Annotated in this window: 20 protein-coding genes and 1 pseudogene; 12 read left to right on the top strand and 9 right to left on the bottom strand. The window is 70.9% G+C overall.

The features are described 5' to 3' along the window. Window positions 1-10: 10 nt before the first annotated feature. Together ACYVL2_RS15380 and ACYVL2_RS15375 are read left to right on the top strand one after the other, a co-directional pair. A complete protein-coding gene (locus ACYVL2_RS15380; protein WP_460544871.1) occupies window positions 11-649 on the top strand; it encodes a DinB family protein in 639 nt (212 codons plus the stop codon). A 44-nt stretch (window positions 650-693) separates the two neighbouring features. Next, a complete protein-coding gene (locus tag ACYVL2_RS15375) occupies window positions 694-1,137 on the top strand; it encodes a hypothetical protein (RefSeq protein WP_460544869.1) in 444 nt (147 codons plus the stop codon). On the opposite strand, the gene ACYVL2_RS15370 is transcribed toward ACYVL2_RS15375, so the two are convergent. From ACYVL2_RS15370 to ACYVL2_RS15360, 3 genes are read right to left on the bottom strand one after another with little or no spacing between them, the layout of a single operon-like run. Further along, entirely contained in the window at window positions 1,134-1,628 is a 495-nt protein-coding gene (locus ACYVL2_RS15370) for a methylated-DNA--[protein]-cysteine S-methyltransferase (protein WP_460544868.1), read from the bottom strand. The two genes, ACYVL2_RS15375 and ACYVL2_RS15370, sit on opposite strands and share 4 nt — an antisense overlap. Next, entirely contained in the window at window positions 1,625-3,121 is a 1,497-nt protein-coding gene (locus ACYVL2_RS15365) for a DNA-3-methyladenine glycosylase 2 family protein (RefSeq protein WP_460544866.1), read from the bottom strand. Before ACYVL2_RS15365 ends, ACYVL2_RS15370 begins: the two co-directional genes overlap by 4 nt. Window positions 3,122-3,171: 50 nt before the next feature. After that, window positions 3,172-4,146, bottom strand: coding sequence for a tyrosine-type recombinase/integrase (locus tag ACYVL2_RS15360; RefSeq protein WP_460544864.1), 975 nt, complete (start codon window positions 4,144-4,146; stop codon window positions 3,172-3,174). Between the two features lie 90 nt (window positions 4,147-4,236). On the opposite strand from ACYVL2_RS15360, the gene ACYVL2_RS15355 reads away from it, so the two are divergent. Genes ACYVL2_RS15355 through ACYVL2_RS15335 form a run of 5 tightly spaced genes read left to right on the top strand, consistent with a single transcriptional unit; the run spans window position 4,237 to window position 6,808 of the window. After that, window positions 4,237-4,656, top strand: a complete 420-nt coding sequence (locus ACYVL2_RS15355; RefSeq protein ID WP_460544862.1) for a YjbQ family protein — start codon at window positions 4,237-4,239, stop codon at window positions 4,654-4,656. Between the two features lie 39 nt (window positions 4,657-4,695). After that, window positions 4,696-5,916 carry a sulfotransferase family protein gene (locus ACYVL2_RS15350; protein WP_460544860.1) on the top strand — a complete coding sequence of 407 codons (1,221 nt, stop codon included), beginning with the start codon at window positions 4,696-4,698 and terminating at the stop codon, window positions 5,914-5,916. Between the two features lie 36 nt (window positions 5,917-5,952). Then, complete coding sequence (locus ACYVL2_RS15345) at window positions 5,953-6,333, top strand: MerR family transcriptional regulator (protein WP_460544858.1); 381 nt, start codon at window positions 5,953-5,955, stop codon at window positions 6,331-6,333. A 41-nt stretch (window positions 6,334-6,374) separates the two neighbouring features. Further along, window positions 6,375-6,617 carry a hypothetical protein gene (locus ACYVL2_RS15340; protein ID WP_460544856.1) on the top strand — a complete coding sequence of 81 codons (243 nt, stop codon included), beginning with the start codon at window positions 6,375-6,377 and terminating at the stop codon, window positions 6,615-6,617. A gap of 50 nt (window positions 6,618-6,667) precedes the next feature. Further along, complete coding sequence (locus ACYVL2_RS15335; protein ID WP_460544854.1) at window positions 6,668-6,808, top strand: hypothetical protein; 141 nt, start codon at window positions 6,668-6,670, stop codon at window positions 6,806-6,808. An 8-nt stretch (window positions 6,809-6,816) separates the two neighbouring features. Here the strand turns inward: ACYVL2_RS15335 and ACYVL2_RS15330 are convergent, their stop codons facing one another. After that, window positions 6,817-7,527 (bottom strand): hypothetical protein, encoded by a 711-nt coding sequence (locus tag ACYVL2_RS15330; RefSeq protein WP_460544853.1) that lies wholly within the window; start codon window positions 7,525-7,527, stop codon window positions 6,817-6,819. A gap of 65 nt (window positions 7,528-7,592) precedes the next feature. Between ACYVL2_RS15330 and ACYVL2_RS15325 the strand changes: the two are divergent. Further along, window positions 7,593-8,216, top strand: a pseudogene (locus tag ACYVL2_RS15325) (maleylpyruvate isomerase N-terminal domain-containing protein); the annotation flags it as partial. Between the two features lie 48 nt (window positions 8,217-8,264). Here ACYVL2_RS15325 and ACYVL2_RS15320 read toward each other — a convergent pair. After that, the gene (locus ACYVL2_RS15320; protein ID WP_460544851.1) at window positions 8,265-8,978 is read right to left on the bottom strand and encodes an HNH endonuclease family protein; all 714 of its coding nucleotides are present in this window, start codon (window positions 8,976-8,978) and stop codon (window positions 8,265-8,267) included. A 226-nt stretch (window positions 8,979-9,204) separates the two neighbouring features. Here ACYVL2_RS15320 and ACYVL2_RS15315 point away from each other — a divergent pair, with 226 nt between their 5' ends. Together ACYVL2_RS15315 and ACYVL2_RS15310 are read left to right on the top strand one after the other, a co-directional pair. Then, complete coding sequence (locus ACYVL2_RS15315) at window positions 9,205-10,353, top strand: WD40/YVTN/BNR-like repeat-containing protein (RefSeq protein WP_460544849.1); 1,149 nt, start codon at window positions 9,205-9,207, stop codon at window positions 10,351-10,353. Next, window positions 10,353-10,640 carry a ubiquitin family protein gene (locus tag ACYVL2_RS15310; RefSeq protein WP_460544847.1) on the top strand — a complete coding sequence of 96 codons (288 nt, stop codon included), beginning with the start codon at window positions 10,353-10,355 and terminating at the stop codon, window positions 10,638-10,640. Before ACYVL2_RS15315 ends, ACYVL2_RS15310 begins: the two co-directional genes overlap by 1 nt. On the opposite strand, the gene ACYVL2_RS15305 is transcribed toward ACYVL2_RS15310, so the two are convergent. Next, a complete protein-coding gene (locus tag ACYVL2_RS15305) occupies window positions 10,637-11,158 on the bottom strand; it encodes an FKBP-type peptidyl-prolyl cis-trans isomerase (protein ID WP_460544845.1) in 522 nt (173 codons plus the stop codon). The two genes, ACYVL2_RS15310 and ACYVL2_RS15305, sit on opposite strands and share 4 nt — an antisense overlap. A gap of 23 nt (window positions 11,159-11,181) precedes the next feature. Then, entirely contained in the window at window positions 11,182-11,346 is a 165-nt protein-coding gene (locus ACYVL2_RS15300; RefSeq protein ID WP_460544843.1) for a hypothetical protein, read from the bottom strand. A 208-nt stretch (window positions 11,347-11,554) separates the two neighbouring features. On the opposite strand from ACYVL2_RS15300, the gene ACYVL2_RS15295 reads away from it, so the two are divergent. Next, entirely contained in the window at window positions 11,555-12,172 is a 618-nt protein-coding gene (locus ACYVL2_RS15295; RefSeq protein ID WP_460544841.1) for a rhomboid family intramembrane serine protease, read from the top strand. Window positions 12,173-12,287: 115 nt separating this feature from the next. Here ACYVL2_RS15295 and ACYVL2_RS15290 read toward each other — a convergent pair whose 3' ends face one another. Continuing rightward, the gene (locus tag ACYVL2_RS15290; protein ID WP_460544840.1) at window positions 12,288-12,704 is read right to left on the bottom strand and encodes a VOC family protein; all 417 of its coding nucleotides are present in this window, start codon (window positions 12,702-12,704) and stop codon (window positions 12,288-12,290) included. 310 nt (window positions 12,705-13,014) lie between these two features. Here ACYVL2_RS15290 and ACYVL2_RS15285 point away from each other — a divergent pair, with 310 nt between their 5' ends. Then, window positions 13,015-14,067 (top strand): coiled-coil domain-containing protein, encoded by a 1,053-nt coding sequence (locus tag ACYVL2_RS15285; protein ID WP_460544838.1) that lies wholly within the window; start codon window positions 13,015-13,017, stop codon window positions 14,065-14,067. A gap of 97 nt (window positions 14,068-14,164) precedes the next feature. Here ACYVL2_RS15285 and ACYVL2_RS15280 read toward each other — a convergent pair whose 3' ends face one another. Continuing rightward, window positions 14,165-15,733, bottom strand: coding sequence for a CotH kinase family protein (locus ACYVL2_RS15280; RefSeq protein WP_460544836.1), 1,569 nt, complete (start codon window positions 15,731-15,733; stop codon window positions 14,165-14,167). Window positions 15,734-15,903 lie beyond the last annotated feature (170 nt).

Raw genomic sequence — 15,903 nt, 5'->3', positions numbered from 1 at the left:
AGCACCAGCCTTGACACCGACCAGGACCCGATTCCTCACCGCCGCGCAGGCCGCGACCGACCTGCTCGCACACCCCGGCCTCGACCCGGCGTGGGAACAGCCCTCAGCGCTGGAGGGCTTCACCGTCGGCGGCCTGGCCGCCCACTTCGCCGCCCAGATCACCTCCGCGCAGGCCGCGATCGAAACCGACCCGGCCGACAAACCCGTCCTGGGCCTGTTCGACCACTTCGCGCAGGCCGCGTGGCTCGGAGGCGACATCGACAACGACTACAACACCGCCATCCGCTCCGGCGGCGAACAAGCCGCCCAGGCCGGGCCCGAGACCGTCCTGGACGACGCCCGAGCCGCCCTGGCCTTCCTCGAACGGGCCCTGCCCGGCCAGGACGCGGACGCGATCGGCGGCAACCCGCGCTGGCCGTACGCCACGACACTGGACGACTTCCTGACCACCCGGATCATGGAGATCGTCGTCCACGCCGACGACCTGGCCCACTCCCTGGGCATCCCGACACCGGTCTTCGACGCGGACGTGTTCGACACCGCCATGTGGGTGCTGACCCGCCTGGCCGCCGCTCGTCACGGCCAAAGGGCCCTCATCGGCGCCCTGGCCCGCGCCGAGCGGGCCCCCGAACGGATCTGCGCGCTCTGACACACCGATCAGAACGAACACCGGGGTGCATGTAGGGTCTCGAGATGGTCTCGCCTCCACCGACGGGCAAGCGCCGTGCCGCAGCCGCGGCAGCCTGGCTGGCCGTCACCTTCTGCGGCCTGGTCGGCGCGGTCTGGGCCGTCGGCTGGGCCCTCGGCGGCGGCAGCGCCCCGAGCCTGGCGACCCTCGAGCAGGCCACCCGCCTGACCTACCCCGGCGGCACCGACGTCATCGACGCCGACCTCGCCGAGACGGCCGCACCGACGCCCGGGTCGGCCGCCGAAGCGACCGTCGCCATCCCCGAAGCCGAATTCGGCGCCTTCATCGCCGGCAACGACATGGCCCCGCCGCTGCTGTCGGGCACCACCCCGGCCGGACACGCCACCGGCATCATCCCCGCCGGCTGCACCAGCGAGGTGTGCTACACGGCCACGTTCATCGTCACCGACGACGCGGTCACCGTCGAACTGCGCGTACGCCTGCTCTAGGCCGCGAACAGGTCGCGCTCGCCGCGTTCGAGCGCCAGCAGCCGCTCCTTGCGCCACAAGCCGCCCGCGTAGCCGGTCAGCTTCCCGTTCGCGCCGATCACCCGGTGGCACGGCACCACGATCGCCACCGGGTTCGCGCCGTTGGCCAATCCCACCGCCCGCACCGCCGCCGGATTGCCGATCCGGGCCGCGATGTGCGCATACGACACCGTCACCCCGTAGGGGATCTCGCGCAGCGCCGCCCACACCCGACGCTGGAACGGCGTGCCGTCCGGATCCAACGGCAGATCGAACTGCCGCAGGTCGCCGGCGAAATACGCCTCGAGCTGCTCGACGGCCGAGGCCAGCAGCGGCGTCGAACCCTCGGCGCCCCAAAGCGGCTCGACCCGATCGGCGCCGGTGTGCACGTACTTGATCCCGGTCTCGGTCGCCGATACCGCGATCGGCCCCAACGGCGAATCGGTCCGCACGAACCTCACTTCAGCGCTCACCGCGCCACCTCCTTCATCGTCGAAGCACCGGAGGGCACCGCGCCGGTCGGGTGCTCACTCCAGGCCCACAGGTACTGCGTCGCGTACGAGCGCCACGGCCGCCACGCCTCGGCGGCCTCGGCCAGCGCCTTCGGTCCGGTCGGCAGGCCGAACGCTTCGGCGCCGCGGACGACCCCGAGGTCGGAGACCGGGAACGCGTCCGGGTCGCCCAGGGCCCGCATCGCGATCATCTCGACCGTCCACGGCCCGATACCGGGCAGGCTCGCCAGGGCCGCTCGGGTGCGGGCCCAGTCGGCGCCCGGGCCGACTTCGATGCTCCCGGAGGCCAGCGCGGCGGCGAGGGCCTGGAGGGTCCGTTTGCGTGATGCGGGCATCGGCAGGTCGGCCGGGTCTGCTGCGGCCAGTGCCTCAGGGGTGGGGAAGAGGCGCGACAGGCCCCCTTCGGGGTCGTCGATCGGTTCGCCGTGGGTCTGGGCCAGCCTGGCGGCGATGGTGGCGGCCGAGGCGGTGGAGACCTGCTGGCCGATGACGGCTCGGAGCGCGTATTCGGTGTTGTCGGCTTTGCGGGGTACGCGGCGGCCGGGGGTTTTGCGGGCCGCGGGGCCGATGACGGGGTCGGCTTCGAGGGCGGCGGCGATGGCGACGGGGTCGGCGTCCAGGTCCAGGGCGCGGCGGCAGCGGGCGACGGCGGCGGTCAGGTCGCGCAGGTCGGTCAGGTGGAGGCGGCATTGGATGTGTCCGGGGCCGGGTTTGAGGGCGGCGATGCCGGTGCCGTGGGGGAGTCTGAGGGTGCGCCGGTAGGCGCCGTCGCGGCATTCTTCGAGTCCGGGTGCGGCCGTGGCCGCGAGGTGTGCGAACAGGCTTGCGGGTGCGAACGGTTCGCGGTAGGGCAGGCGCAGGCTGATCGCGCCGCCGGTGTCGGTGCTGGTGTGGCCGAGTCGGGCTCGCAGTTCGGTGGGGGAGCAGGCGTAGACCTCGGCGACGGTGCGGTTGAACGCTCTGATGGAGGTGAAGCCGGCGGCGAAGGCGATGCGGCCCATGTCGAGGTCGGTCGATTCGATGAGGGTGCGGGCGGTCTGGGCGCGGGCGGCGCGGGCCAGGGCGGCCGGGCCGGCGCCGACTTCGGCGGTCAGGAGGCGTTCGAGTTGTCGCAGTGAGTAGCCGAGCCGGTTTGCCAGGGCGGCGGCGCCGTCGCGGTCGACGACGCCTTCGGCGATCAGGCGCATGGCGCGGGCGCACACGTCGGAGCGGTAGTCCCATTCGGGGGAGCCGGGGGCCGCGTCGGGGCGGCAGCGTTTGCAGGCGCGGTATCCGGCTGCTTGGGCCGCGGCGGCCGAGGGGTAGAAGCGCATGTGGGCGTGTTTGGGTTTGACCGCCGGGCAGGAGGGGCGGCAGTAGATGCCGGTGGTGGTGACCGCCAGGTAGATCCAGCCGTCGAATCGGGCGTCGCGGCCGGTGACGGCGGAGGTGAGTTGGGCGGTGTTCAGGTGCATGTGCTCTAGCGTGCCCGCGGGGGCCGACACTGGCTAGCCGGAATGCGACATCACGTTTCGGGCAGGTGGAGGCGGTCGACCGCTTCGCGGCTGCGGCGGGCCGGGCGGCGGTCGTAGCGGGCGGTGGTGGCCGGGGAGGCGTGGCCGACCAGCGACTGGGTGATGGCCAGGTCGACGCCGGCGTCGAGCAGTTCGCCGATGAAGGTGCGGCGGAAGTCGTGGGGGGTGCGGCGCTGTTGGCCGGCTTCGACCAGGCGTTTGGTGAGCAGGTCGGCGATCGCCTGCCCGGTCATGCCGGAGAGGCGGTTGCCGTCGCGGCGCAGGCGCCCGGCCTTGTTGATCGGGCAGAACAGGGCTCCGGGGCCGTTGCCGCGGGTGGTCATCCAGCGTTCGAGGCGCTGTTGGGCCGCTTCGGTGAGGTAGACGTGGCGTTCTTTGTTGCCTTTGCCGATGATGCGGATGGACCGTTCGGCCCGGTCGTAGTCGGTCAGGCGCATCGCGGCGATCTCGCTGCGGCGGCAGCCGGTGGAGTAGAGGGTGGCCAGGACCGCGGCGTCGCGGGCGCCGGCCGGGCCGGGGTCGATGTCGCAGGCGTACAGGGCCGCGCCGAGCGCTTCGGCGTCGACCGCGGAGCCGACCGGCAGGCGGCGGGCCTTGACCGGGGCGATGTCGCAGGCGCGCTGGTAGTCCTCGGCGGTCATCAGGTCCAGGCGCCAGGCTTCTTTGAGGACGCGGCGCAGCGCGGCGAGGTGCTTGTTGATGTAGGCGCCCGACCAGCCGGCGTCGAGCATGGCCGCGCGCAGCCGGGAGGTGTGCTCGTAGCGCAGCAGGTGCCAGGGCTGGCCGGCGCCGGTGACCGATGCGTCGCCGGCCAGGAGGCCGGCGATGCGGTCGAGGCAGCCGCGCATGGTGCGGCGGGATTCGGCCGAGCCGAGCGAGTCGAGGTAGGCCCGGTAGGGGTCGGGTGCGGTGGTGGGGGCCGGTCGGGACTGCCATGGGGTGCGGTCGAGTTCGGCGGAGGACATGGGTCCCACCATAGTCGAGTCCGGGTTCGTTTCCGGGCTCGAATCGGGGCTGGGGCGGTGGGGCGGGCCCGGTCGTGGCAGGATCGGGGTATGGGCGCAGATTTCCACACCACTACGCTGCAGGTCCGGACCGGTTCGGGGGAGGCGGTCCAGGACTTGACCGGGGAGTGCGAGTCGTTCTTGTCGGACTCGGGCGCCGGGGACGGGCTGCTGAACGTGTTCGTGCCCCACGCCACGGCCGGGGTGGCGATCATCGAGACCGGTTCGGGCAGTGAAGCGGATCTGCTTCAGGCGCTGGGCGAGGTGTTGCCGCGCGATGAGCGGTGGCGGCACCGGCACGGCTCGCCCGGTCACGGCAGGGACCACGTCCTGCCGGGTCTGGTGGCGCCGCACGCGACCGTGCCGGTCGTCGACGGTCGGGCGGCCCTGGGCACGTGGCAGTCGATCTGCCTGGTCGACACCAATGTCGATAATCCTGACCGGACGGTCCGTTTGACGTTCCTGGGCTAGCGAGCCCGCTGCCCGCCCGCGAGTCACGCCGGAGAGCCCATGCGACGCACCACCGCCCGCCTGCACTGGTACAACGCGGTCCTGTGGCCGACGCTGCGGACCCGCCGGGAGTCCGATGCGGTGTTCGAACGGATGCGCCAGCGCGTGCGCTCGGCCTACGGGGATCCGCCGTTGTCCGATGCCGACCGGCGGGCGTTCGATGATCTGCGGGTGCTGCTGCGCTGTTTCGCGGGGTTGCGGGGCCTGTCACCGGTCGGGTGGCGCAGTGCGCAGGACCTGGTGCGGGTGCGGATCGAGAACCGGTACCGGCTGCGGCGGCTCAAGGCCGACCATCCGGGGATCGACGACGAGCCGATCGAGCGGCCGATCTTCGTGGTGGGGCTGCCGCGGACGGCGACGACGTTGACCCACCGGATCCTGGCTCGCGCCGCGGGCTGCCGGGGGCCGAAACTGTGGGAGATGCTCAACCTCGGTTTGGCGGTCGGCCAGTCCAGGCGCGATGAGCTGGTGCGGCGCACGCAGGAGCGGATGGACCGGACGTTGGCGATCAGTCCCGACTGGGATGTGATCCACCCGATCTCGGCCGACGGCGAGGATGAGGACTACTTCCTCAAAGACCATTCGCCGATGCACTGCGCGGCCGCTCCGATGTGGCGGTACCTGGACTTCCTGGCCGGGCACGATTTCCGGGCCGACTTCGCGTTCCTCAAAGAGGCCCTGCAGGTGCTGTCGTATGGGCGGCAGCGGTCGCGGTGGGTGCTCAAGCATCCGGGGAACCTGTTCAGCCTCGGCGCGATCGACGCGGTGTTCCCCGATGCGGTCATCGTGTGGACGCACCGGGCCCCGGACACGGTGATGGGGTCGATGTGCTCGATGGCCGAGAGTCTGCACCGGCTCCATTTGAAACCCGAGGCGGTCGATTTGGGTGAGATCGGGCGCATGTGGCTGGGGTTGCTGTCCGAAGGGGTGGCCGACGCCCGGGCGCAGCGGTCGGTCCTGGACCGGACCCGGTTCCACGACGTGGGCTACCACTGGTTGATGTCCGATCCGCACGAGTACGTGCCCGAGTTGTTCGAGCGGCTCGACCTGGCCTGGACGGCGTCCGACCGGGAACGGTTGGACGCGGCCTTGGATCGGCCGGCCGGGCGGCGGCGCCACGAGTACACCCTCTCGCGGTACGACCTCGACCACGAGCAGGTCGAGGAGGCATTCGGCGACTACTTCGACTTCGTCATCGGTCTCAACCAGCGGCGGCGCTGAGTCCGGCTCCAGGAGGGGCGACTACCCTTGGCAGGCGTGGTTGCAGAACTGGCCTCTCCGTCCGGGTACTCGATCGGCGAATGCGCCCGCCGGTCCGGTTTCAGCATGGACACCCTCCGCTACTACGAGCGGGTCGGCTTGATCGACGGCGTCGGCCGCACCCGCGCCGGGCAGCGGCGCTTCACCGACGCCCACCTCGAATGGCTCGGCACCCTCAAATGCCTGCGCGACACCGGCATGCCGATCGAGCAGATGTGCCGCTTCGCGGCCCTGGTCCGCGCCGGCGATGCCACCATCGACGAGCGCATCGAACTGCTGGAGTCCCACAAGCGGGCCGTGGACGATCGCATCGCCGACCTGGAGGCCAAACGGCGCTACATCGAAGGCAAGATCGACTACTACCGGGACGTGCGCTGAAACCGGTCGACGAGCCGCCCGCCCGGGGCGATACTCGCCGAGTGGACCACACCGAGCACGCCCGCGCCATTGCCGCACGATGCGCCGCGGCCCTGGCCGACCGGTGGGCGGCGACCGGTCTGGTCGGCCTGGCCGAGGAGGTCCACAAAGTCGCCGGGATGCTCACCGGCGGCCGAGCCCGCGCCGCCGCGGCCAACCGCGCGATCCTGGCCCTGCAGCTGCCGTCCCTGATCGCCGCGACCGCCTGCACTACATCAGCGAGAACGACCTGTGGGACGCCGTAGTCGCCTCCCGCGGCCCCGACTGGGCGCAGGCATGGGACAGCGCCTGCGGCGTGGCCCGGGTCGAACCGGCAGCCGGCTGCCGGGCGGCGCTGCGGCTCTACCGCTTGGCCGCCGACCGCCTCGGGCCCCTCCTCGACCTCCACCAGGCTGCCGTCGTCGACCTCGCCTGCACCGTCGCGGCCCGAGCATGAGGCCGACCTCACACCGGCCGGGACGGGCCCAGATCATCCGGCAGCGCCCCCAACCCTGCCAGCAACTCCAGCCGCCCGTTCTCGTCGAGCGCCTCATAGATGCCCTGGTCGAGCCGGTCGGTCTCGGCCTCGATCCGGTCGCGCCGCGGACCGGGACCCAGCGACTGGATCTCCTCGGCGGTCAAACCCGCATCGCGCCACGCCCGGCGGTGCGCATCGGCCCGGTGGTGGCGCAGCACCGCCAGCCGCGAGGTCAACACCGTGGCCGCATCGGCCCCGTCCGGCTCGAACACCGGCCGCAGCCCCGAAAACGCCGGCCTGCCGACCACCCCCGGGGCCTCCAACAACACCCCGACCAGCTCGTTCAACCGGTCCAGGCCGTCGAGGCCCGGCATGGTCGCGATCGGCCGCGACGCCCACAACTCCTCCGCGGCCGCGCCGACCGCCTCCTGCACCGCCGACGCCAACTGGCGGCCCTCAGCGGTCAAGCGCCACGCCCGGTCCTCGATCACCGCGATACCGCGTTCGATCTCCGCGGCCGGCTCGAACCGGTCACGGTAGACCGTGGCCGCCTCAATCGCCTCGACCGGGACCGCGTGGTCCAGCAGGCCAGGGTAATAGTCCGACTCCAGGCCCGGATGCAGCTCCCACTGCTCATAGATCGCCCGCAGCCGCGGCCGGGCGGCGATCCGCACCGCGATGTGCACCCGGTCGATCACCGGCCTGACCAGACGTGCGTACCTCACCGTCGGTTTCCCTTCCGCCCCCGATAGCATCGTGTGCCATGGTCGCATCTCCCGCACTGTCGGCGCTGGCCATCGAGTGCGAGCGGTTGTCGAAAGTCGTAGCGCGACTCGAGGCGCGGGACTGGGCGTCCCCGACCCGCTGCGAGCCGTGGGACGCCGCGGCCCTGCTGTGCCACATCACCGGCACACTCAGCCGGCTCGGACCGATGCTGGCCGGCGCCCGCCCGGCCTCGGTGAACGTGGACGCGGCCGGCTACTACCGGCCCGACGCGCGCTTCGGCCCCTCGACCAACCGCTCCCGCATCGACGAAGCGGCCCGAGCCGCCCGCGCCGGGGGAGCGGCCGCGGCCGCCGCGTTCGAGGCCACCTGGAGAGCCACGATCGACCGGTGCCGCGGCGAAAACGACCACGCCCACGTGACCACCCGCCACGGCGATGCGATGCGCCTGGCCGACTACCTGGTCACGCGCGTAGTCGAAGTGGCCGTGCACGGCATCGACCTGGCCGACGCGCTCGGCCGCGACCGGTGGACCAGCGACGCGGCCGCCCGCACCGTCACCGGCCTCCTCCTCGGCGAGGACGCGCGGCGACTCGACGCCCTCGGCTGGGACCGGGTCACCTTCATCGCCAAAGCCACCGGCCGCGACCCGATGAACACGACCGAACGCGACCGGGTCGACCGCCTCGGCCTCACCTGGCTGACCCTGGCGTTAACACTCGGCGGCGTAACCGAGCAGCGCGGCCCGCTCCTCAGGATCGACCGTCAGACCCCATTCGCGTTTGACCTCGACCCACGCCCACACATACGGACACCAGACCGCCTCGAGCGTCGGCATCCACTCAGCGGGATCCTGATCGGACTTCGACCGGTTCGACGAGGCGGTCACCGCCACCAGATGCCACGGCGCCGCCAACGAATTCGCGTAATCCTGCCGCCGCTCGGCCGTCCAAGCGTGCGCGCCCGAACCCCACGCCTCCTTGAGCGGCACGAAATGATCGATGTCCAGATCCCCGGACTCGGTGACGGTCTCACCGTCGTACATCGACACCCACTGGCCGGTCATCGACTCCCCGCAGGAAGCCTCCGTCAACCGCCCCGACCGGTCCTCGGCCACCAGCGTGTCATCGCGGGCGTCACAGCCGTTGCCGTCAGCGTCGCGCCAATGCGCGAACAGGCTCCGGTCATAACCCTCATCGGCCTCCTCAGCGACCTCCAGCGCCTCGATCGCCTCAGTCAGCGCGGCCGCATCGACCTCCACCGAGAACGGCAGGTACTGACCCATCTCCTCACCGGCGCCCGAACCGCCCGCCGCACCGGTCTCCTCGACCATCCGATCGAGCTCTTCCTCCACGGCCGCGCACGCGGCAACCAGCACAAGCACGGCCAGCGCGCACAACGCGGCCAGACGGGAACGGGTGGACATGATGCGGGGTCCTGTCTCAACAATCGAAAACGGGGGCGAGGCCGGCGGGTCGGGGAACCGCGCGACGCGAACGCAACCTAACACATCCGCGCCCGCCGCGACAGGGCCACGACCGCCGCCCCGGCGCGAAAACCCGCCACCCGAACGACCGAACAGACCCAAAACGTCACACCCGCGCGCGAGGATGAAAACGACAACATCCACATCCCGGCAAGGAGGCTCGGACATGGGATACCTCGCCCTCATCGGCACCAAGAAAGGCCTGTTCACCGCCACCAGCGACGACCGCCGCTCCTGGCAGCTCAAAGGCCCGCACGCACTCGACGCCGACGGCTTCACCGCCGTCTCCGAAATCTACGCCACCGCCTGCGACCCCGAGACCGGCCGCATCCTCGTCGGCGCCGAATCACCGCACTTCGGCCCCAGCATCTGGCGATCCGACGACCTCGCCGCCACCTGGCACGAACCCGAAACCGCGCCACTGGCCTTCCCGCAAGACCTGCCCTACCGGCCCCTGGACTTCTCCGAGTCCGCCGGCGTCGACCGACCCGACTCCGACCAGACCAACACCGTCAAACGCATCTGGCAGCTGACCTTCGGCGTCCAACCCGGCCGCGTCTGGGCCGGCGTCGAACCCACCTCACTGTGGCGCAGCGACGACGGCGGCCAAACCTTCACCTTCAACCAGGCCCTGTGGGACCACCCCGAACACGAGACCTGGGCCTCCGGCGGCGGCGGCCCGGCCGTCCACACCATCGTCCCCGACCCCACCGACCCCGACACACTCACCATCGCCATGTCCTCAGGAGGCATCTACCAGACCCACGACGACGGCCACAGCTGGACCGGCGTCACCAAAGGCATCACCGTCGACTACGGACCCGACCCCGAACCGGCCTCAGGCCAATGCATCCACAAGGTCGCCCGCGACGCCGCGGGCACCTTCTTCGTCCAAAGCCACGGACCGGCCTACCGATCCGACGACCCCGAACAAGGCTGGACCAACATCTCCGAACAACTGCCCAGCGACTTCGGCTTCAACATCACCGCCCACCCGAGCCGACCGGGCGTGGCCATGGCCTACCCCGTCTCCGACGCCATGGACCGCTTCCCACCAGGCCACCGCATCGCCGCCTGGCGCACCGACGACGCCGGCGACACCTGGACCAGCTGGGGCACCGGACTGCCCGACCAGAACTACTACGGCATCGTCCTGCGCGACGCCGCCTGCACCGACAACACCGCCGACCCGGCCTGGTACTTCGGCACCCGCAACGGCGACGTCTGGGCCGCCGCCGACGCCGACGGCCACTGGCACCAAGTCGCCGCACACCTGCCCGACGTCCTCAGCGTCCGCGCCATGGAGACCCGCTGATGCGCATCGACCTGAAGATCCCCGCCGCGCTGGCCAGCGAGTGCGGCGGGGCCCGAGCCATCGGCGTCGACGTCGACCAGGACGCGAACCTGGGCGACCTGCTGGAGGCGGTCCGGGCCGAGTACCCGCGGCTGGGCCGGCGGTTGTGCGATGAGTCGGGGCGGCTGCGCCGCTACGTCAACGTGTACGTCGGCGACGACGAAAGCCGGCGCCTCCAAGGCCTGGAGACGCCGCTGAAGCCCGGGCAGAGCGTGCAGGTGCTGCCCTCGATCGCCGGAGGCGCCTAGGACCGACCGTTGATCGACTCGACGTCGACGACGAATACGAGCGTCTCACCGGGCGCGATGACACCGCCCACGCCCGCCTGGCCGTAACCGAGCTCGGGCGGGATGACGATCAGGCGCCGGTCGCCGACCTGGGCGCCGATGAGGCCGTCGTTCCAGCCCTGGATCACCGGCGCCGAACCCAGCGGGGTGACCTCGAACGGCTCGGCGCCGCGGTCCCAGGACGCGTCGAAACCCGACCCGTCGGACCAGGAGAACCCGGCGTACTGGACCGCCACCGCGTCACCGGCCTGCGCCTGGACGCCCGAGCCTTCGACGACGTCGGCGGTGAACAGGTCCGCCGGCGGATCGCAGTCGGGCACGGTCACCTCCGGTTTCGCCGACACATCGGTCGACACCTCGACCTCGCAGCCCGCACTGACCTCGACCATGCCCGCTTCCTCTCCGCCTCCGCAGGCGGCCGCCGACAACGCCAGAGCGGCGGCGATTCCTGCATGCGTGAACATTCGGCTCTGTGCCACCGACGGAACCTACCACGGGGCCGCTACTCGTTCAGCCCGGTGACCATCTGCACGTAGTCGCCGAACGCCTCCTGCACCCGGTCGGGGTCCAGGCCGTACCGCGAGAGCGTGTACTCGTGGCGGCGGTCGCGGATCGGGCGGGCCCCGTGTCGGACTCCGACCAGACCGCTCGTACAGCGGCGGCACATGCGTCCACGGATCCGAGGCCACCGCGTGGTAGTGAACGTCCAGGACCGAGCCGGGCCTCAGCAGCGGCCGGGCGGCCCGGCCCCGCTCGATCGCCGAAGACGGCACCTCCGACACCGGTCCGGCAGACCACCGAATCGGCGCATGGCCTCCCACACCCGACGCCGCTACGCTTCAATGCGAGGCCACCCCAGCGACACAAGGAGCGACATGACCGACGCCCGAGCGATCGGCCCCGTACACCCGCTGCGCCGCGCACTCGCCTTCTGGGGCGCCGTCATCGCCGCCATGTGGGCCCTGCTCATCGCCGACTGGATCATCCCGGTCCCCTTCACCCAGTGGGGGATAACCCCACGCGAAACCGAAGGCCTCTTCCCCGGATTCATCGCCGCCCCGCTCCTGCACGCCGGCACCGGACACCTCATCGCCAACATGGTGCCCCTGGCCGTCATGGGCACCATCGCCGCACTCCGCGACTGGAGAGCCTTCACCATCGCCCTGCCGATCACCGTCCTCGCCTCCGACCTCGGTGTCTGGCTCACCTCACCGACCGGAACGGTCACCATCGGCGCCTCCGGCGTCGTCTTCGGACTCTTCGGCTACCTCATCGGCCGCGGCATCTTCCTGCGCCGCATCGGCGACATCGCCATCAGCGTCCTCATCATCGCCGTCTACGGCTCCATGATCCTCGGCGTCCTGCCCACCCGGCCCCACATCTCCTGGCAGGCGCATCTGTTCGGCTTCATCGGCGGCCTGATCGCCGCGCTCGCGCTGGCACTCGCGCAGCGGTCCAGGGCTATGGAAGGCGGGGGAGCACCGCTGCGGTGACCGGTGGAGCCGGTGATGCGCGCACCGAGCGGGTAACGCCAGGGGAGCGGGGCCGCAGCGCGGCGGCGCCGGAACCGTCCAGGCTCCGGCGCCGCGACTCGGCAAGTGCTGCGGGTCAGGGCAGTGAGTCCTCGGTGGCGATGTCGACCATCCAGCTGATGCCGAACTGGTCGATGCAGGCGCCGAACTCGTCGCCCCACATCTGCTTCTCCATCGGCATCGTCACCGTCCCGTCCGCCGAGAGCCGGTCCCAGTAGCGGTGGAGCTCGTCGGTGTCGTCGCCGCTGACGCTGATGGCGATGTTCTGCCCGGGCCGGTACTCCATCCCCGGGGGCGTGTCCGAGGCCATGAGCGTGAACCCGGCCTCGGTCTGGAGCTGGGCGTGCATGACCTTGTCCTTGTTCGGGCCCTCGTCGCCCATCTCGCCGAAGGTGTTGATGATCAGCTCGCCGCCGAGCGCGTCGCGGTAGAACTCCATCGCCTCACGGGCGTTGCCGTCGAAGCTCAGATACGGATTGAGAACCGATGCCATCGCATGCTCCTTTGCCAGTCGATGTCCTAAGCGACATCCTGCCAGCGCCGACCGACACCGGCGGCCGAATCGAGCGACGCCTGTCCGTTCTCGGTGATCTCAGCGTCCGGCGCACCGCTCGACGATGGGCATTGGAGACGAGACCCGTCGCGAACCCTGCTTGCCGCCGACGGGAAGGGGTTGTGGGCCCCGCTCGACACATAACTTGCGGGAACGTCACTTCTCGTGAGTTATATGGAGGACGAGGAGGAGCTTTAATTTCCGGTTTTTAATTACTAATTACGGAAATAAATAATGGTATGGTACGGCCATGTCGAAAACCGTGACGTTGTGCAAGCGATGTGGGAAGCCGATACCGCAGCAGGCCGGGCGCGGCCGTCCGCGCCTGTATTGCGCCGAGGGCGACTGCGCCTCGCAGGCCAAGCGGCAGCGCGAGCTGCGGCGGGCCACACCGGGCCTCGAAGGCGCCTTGGCGCGGGCCGAGGAACTCTACGAGCAGATCGAGCAGTCCATGACCGCCGCCTTGTCGCCCCTGGCCGAGGCGCTGCGGGCCGAGACCGACCCGGCCCAGGTCGAGGCCCGCCTGGCCGAGGTCCGGTCCGAGGCCGCGGCCGCCGTCGCAGCCGCCAGAGCCGAACGCGACGAGGCCGCAGGGCGATCCGAGGCCCTCGCAGAGCAGCTGGCCGACGCCAGGTCCGACCTCGAGCGCCTGCAAAGCCGGGCCGATGAAGCCGAGGACCGCGCCAAAGCGGCGGTCGCATCGCGACTGGAGGCCGTCCGCGCCGCCGAAGCGGCCGCGGACGACGCCCGGGCCGCGCGGTCCGAGACCGAGGAGGCGCTGGCCGCCAGGGATGCGGCCCGCTCCGAGGAGGCGGCCGCTCGAAGCGCGGCCGAGGCGGCCGGCGCCGAGCGGGACGAGGCGATCGAAGCCAGGGAGGCGGCCGAAGCGGCGGCGCTGGCCGCTCGCGGCGAAGCCGAGACCGCCCGAGCACGCGAAGCCGAGGTCGCCGCAGAGGCCGCATCGGCGGTCCGGGCCGCTGAGGCGGCGCTGCGGCGCTCCGACGAGCGCGCTTCGGCGCTGGTGTCCGAGCGGGATGCCGAGCGCGGTCGCGTCGAGGCGCTGCTGGCGGATCTGGCGGTGGCCCGGCGGGAGGCGCAGCTCTCGGCGCGGGAGGCGGCCGAGGCGCGGGAACGCTTGGCCGGCAAGGCCGATGAGGTCGAGGCATTGGCCGGTGACAAGCGGGTCCTGGCCGCGCGCCTGGAGTCGACCGGTTCGGACCTCGCGGCCGCCAGGGGCGAGGTCGATTCGTGGCGTGAACGCGCGCTGGCCGCCGAGGCCCGCTTGGAACGCGACCGGAAGTAAGGTCCGGTCGTCGCTGCTGCTCCCCTGGTCGGTCGCGACTGGACGATGCCGGGCCCCGCACCACCCGACCGGTGCGGGGCCCGCGCTTGGGGACCGGTCAGCCTGCCTCGCAGCTGACTTCGGGCGTGGCGGCGGCGCCGGAGCCGACGAAGCCCCAGGCTTCGACGGTCTGTCCGGCGCTGATGCCGGCGTTCCAGCCGACGTCGCGGGCCATGACCGTCGCCCCGGAGGCGGTCACGTCGGCGTTCCAGTGGCTGCTCAGGCTCTGGGAGCCCGGCCAGGTCCAGGTGAGGGTCCATCCGTCGACGTCGCTGCCGCCGGCGGTGATCTGGACGTTGCCCTGCCAGCCCGAGCCCCAGTCGTTGACGACGTTGATCTCGGCCGTGCAGCCGGTGTCGGTCGGCGGCGGGTCGGTGGGGTCGGGCGGGTTGGGGCCGTCCGGCGGCGCGGTCGCGCCGGTGCGCGGCGTGATGTCCTGGGTGAACACGGCCTGGATCTGGGCGACGTCCTGGTCGACGCTGGAGTCCGAGACGAGGTTCGACTGGTAGAGCGTGGCGGCCAGCTCGTCGAGCGCCGACTGGGCGAACCCCGAGTCGTACAGCTCGGACTTGAGTTCGAAGAAGGTCCGCTCGTACAGTTCGCGGAACTCCGGCACTTCCAGGGAGCGTTCGACGCACGGGCAGCCCCAGGTGGTGCGCCTGCCGTCGTTGGGGTCCTCCGGTCCGGGCGGCCGCGGCGGCGCCGGGAAGATGCCGTAGGACAGGTTGTGGTCCCAGGCGACGACGGTCATTTTGCCGGTGCTCGGCGTGTGCCGCAGGAAGCCGTTCTGGCCGGGGCCGTCGATGTCGTCCCAGTTGAGGATGAGGTCCTGGACGGCCAGATAGCGGGCGAACTTCTCGGTTTCGAGGCGGGATTCGAGTTCGGCGGCGTACTGGGCGTCGGAGGCGTTGTTCATCCAGTCGACGAACTCGAACAGCGGCTGCCAGTTGTCCTCGTCGCCGCCTTTGGGCTCCCAGGCCCCGTCGTAGGCGTCGGGGTCGTCGCCGAGGTATTCGAAGCCCTCGTCCCATTTCTTCTTGTAGAGCGTGCCGCCGTCCTTGGAGCCGTCGGGTGCCGGGAAGTGCTCTTTGTCGAAGGTCTTGTCGAGCTCCTGGACGATCAGGCGCAGCACCGGTTGCTCGCCGTTGACGCTGAAGGCGGTCGGGAAGCTCTTGGTGGTGGCCAGACCGGTCTGCTCGAGCACGCGGAGCGCGACCGCTTCGTTGAGGGAGGTCTCGGTGTAGTTGGAGCGGACGACGAAGCGTTTGTAGCCCTGGTAGTCCTGCTCGGTGTACTTGTCGAGGCGGATGAGCCAGGGCAGTGAGGAGGGCGAGGAGTCGGGCGTCAGACCGAAGAGGCTCGATTGGCCCTTCAGTTTGATGCCGGCCCCCAGAAGGGTGGTGCCGTCAATGGTGACATCGGCGCTGATCCACGTTTTGTCGCCGCTGTCGAGATACTCCTGGACCATCGCGTCGAAGTCGTTCTGGTCTACGGAGACGGCGACGTCGTGGATGATGCCGGAGTCCCAGACGTCGACCGTCTGCGCGGCTGCGGGGGTCGCGGTGAGGCCGGTCGCGAGCAGCAGTGCTGTCGCGAGCGCGGCGAGGGTAGTTCGTATCGGTTTCATCGGTGGCACCTCCGTGGCCACGGAATCGGGTTCCGTTCGTTTCGGATTCCCCGAACGCTAGCAACGGGTTCTATGGAAAGAATGTGGAAACGCTTGCCTTTCATAGGGTTCGCATAGTTTCCGCATAGGAACCGCCGTGTTCGCCGGGCAGGAGGCGATGGCGAGCAGGG

Source organism: Glycomyces halotolerans, from assembly GCF_054779575.1.
This window is presented reverse-complemented; position numbering and strand designations above follow the sequence as displayed.

What these genes read in the sequence shown, in the direction of transcription:
- ACYVL2_RS15280 (WP_460544836.1), bottom strand. Translation starts at nt 15,733, where the DNA reads ATGAAACCGATACGAACTACCCTCGCCGCGCTCGCGACAGCACTGCTG.
- ACYVL2_RS15290 (WP_460544840.1), bottom strand. Translation starts at nt 12,704, where the DNA reads ATGGCATCGGTTCTCAATCCGTATCTGAGCTTCGACGGCAACGCCCGT.
- ACYVL2_RS15295 (WP_460544841.1), top strand. Translation starts at nt 11,555, where the DNA reads ATGACCGACGCCCGAGCGATCGGCCCCGTACACCCGCTGCGCCGCGCA.
- ACYVL2_RS15315 (WP_460544849.1), top strand. Translation starts at nt 9,205, where the DNA reads ATGGGATACCTCGCCCTCATCGGCACCAAGAAAGGCCTGTTCACCGCC.
- ACYVL2_RS15285 (WP_460544838.1), top strand. Translation starts at nt 13,015, where the DNA reads ATGTCGAAAACCGTGACGTTGTGCAAGCGATGTGGGAAGCCGATACCG.
- ACYVL2_RS15375 (WP_460544869.1), top strand. Translation starts at nt 694, where the DNA reads ATGGTCTCGCCTCCACCGACGGGCAAGCGCCGTGCCGCAGCCGCGGCA.
- ACYVL2_RS15360 (WP_460544864.1), bottom strand. Translation starts at nt 4,146, where the DNA reads ATGTCCTCCGCCGAACTCGACCGCACCCCATGGCAGTCCCGACCGGCC.
- ACYVL2_RS15310 (WP_460544847.1), top strand. Translation starts at nt 10,353, where the DNA reads ATGCGCATCGACCTGAAGATCCCCGCCGCGCTGGCCAGCGAGTGCGGC.
- ACYVL2_RS15320 (WP_460544851.1), bottom strand. Translation starts at nt 8,978, where the DNA reads ATGTCCACCCGTTCCCGTCTGGCCGCGTTGTGCGCGCTGGCCGTGCTT.
- ACYVL2_RS15350 (WP_460544860.1), top strand. Translation starts at nt 4,696, where the DNA reads ATGCGACGCACCACCGCCCGCCTGCACTGGTACAACGCGGTCCTGTGG.
- ACYVL2_RS15365 (WP_460544866.1), bottom strand. Translation starts at nt 3,121, where the DNA reads ATGCACCTGAACACCGCCCAACTCACCTCCGCCGTCACCGGCCGCGAC.
- ACYVL2_RS15300 (WP_460544843.1), bottom strand. Translation starts at nt 11,346, where the DNA reads ATGTGCCGCCGCTGTACGAGCGGTCTGGTCGGAGTCCGACACGGGGCC.
- ACYVL2_RS15355 (WP_460544862.1), top strand. Translation starts at nt 4,237, where the DNA reads ATGGGCGCAGATTTCCACACCACTACGCTGCAGGTCCGGACCGGTTCG.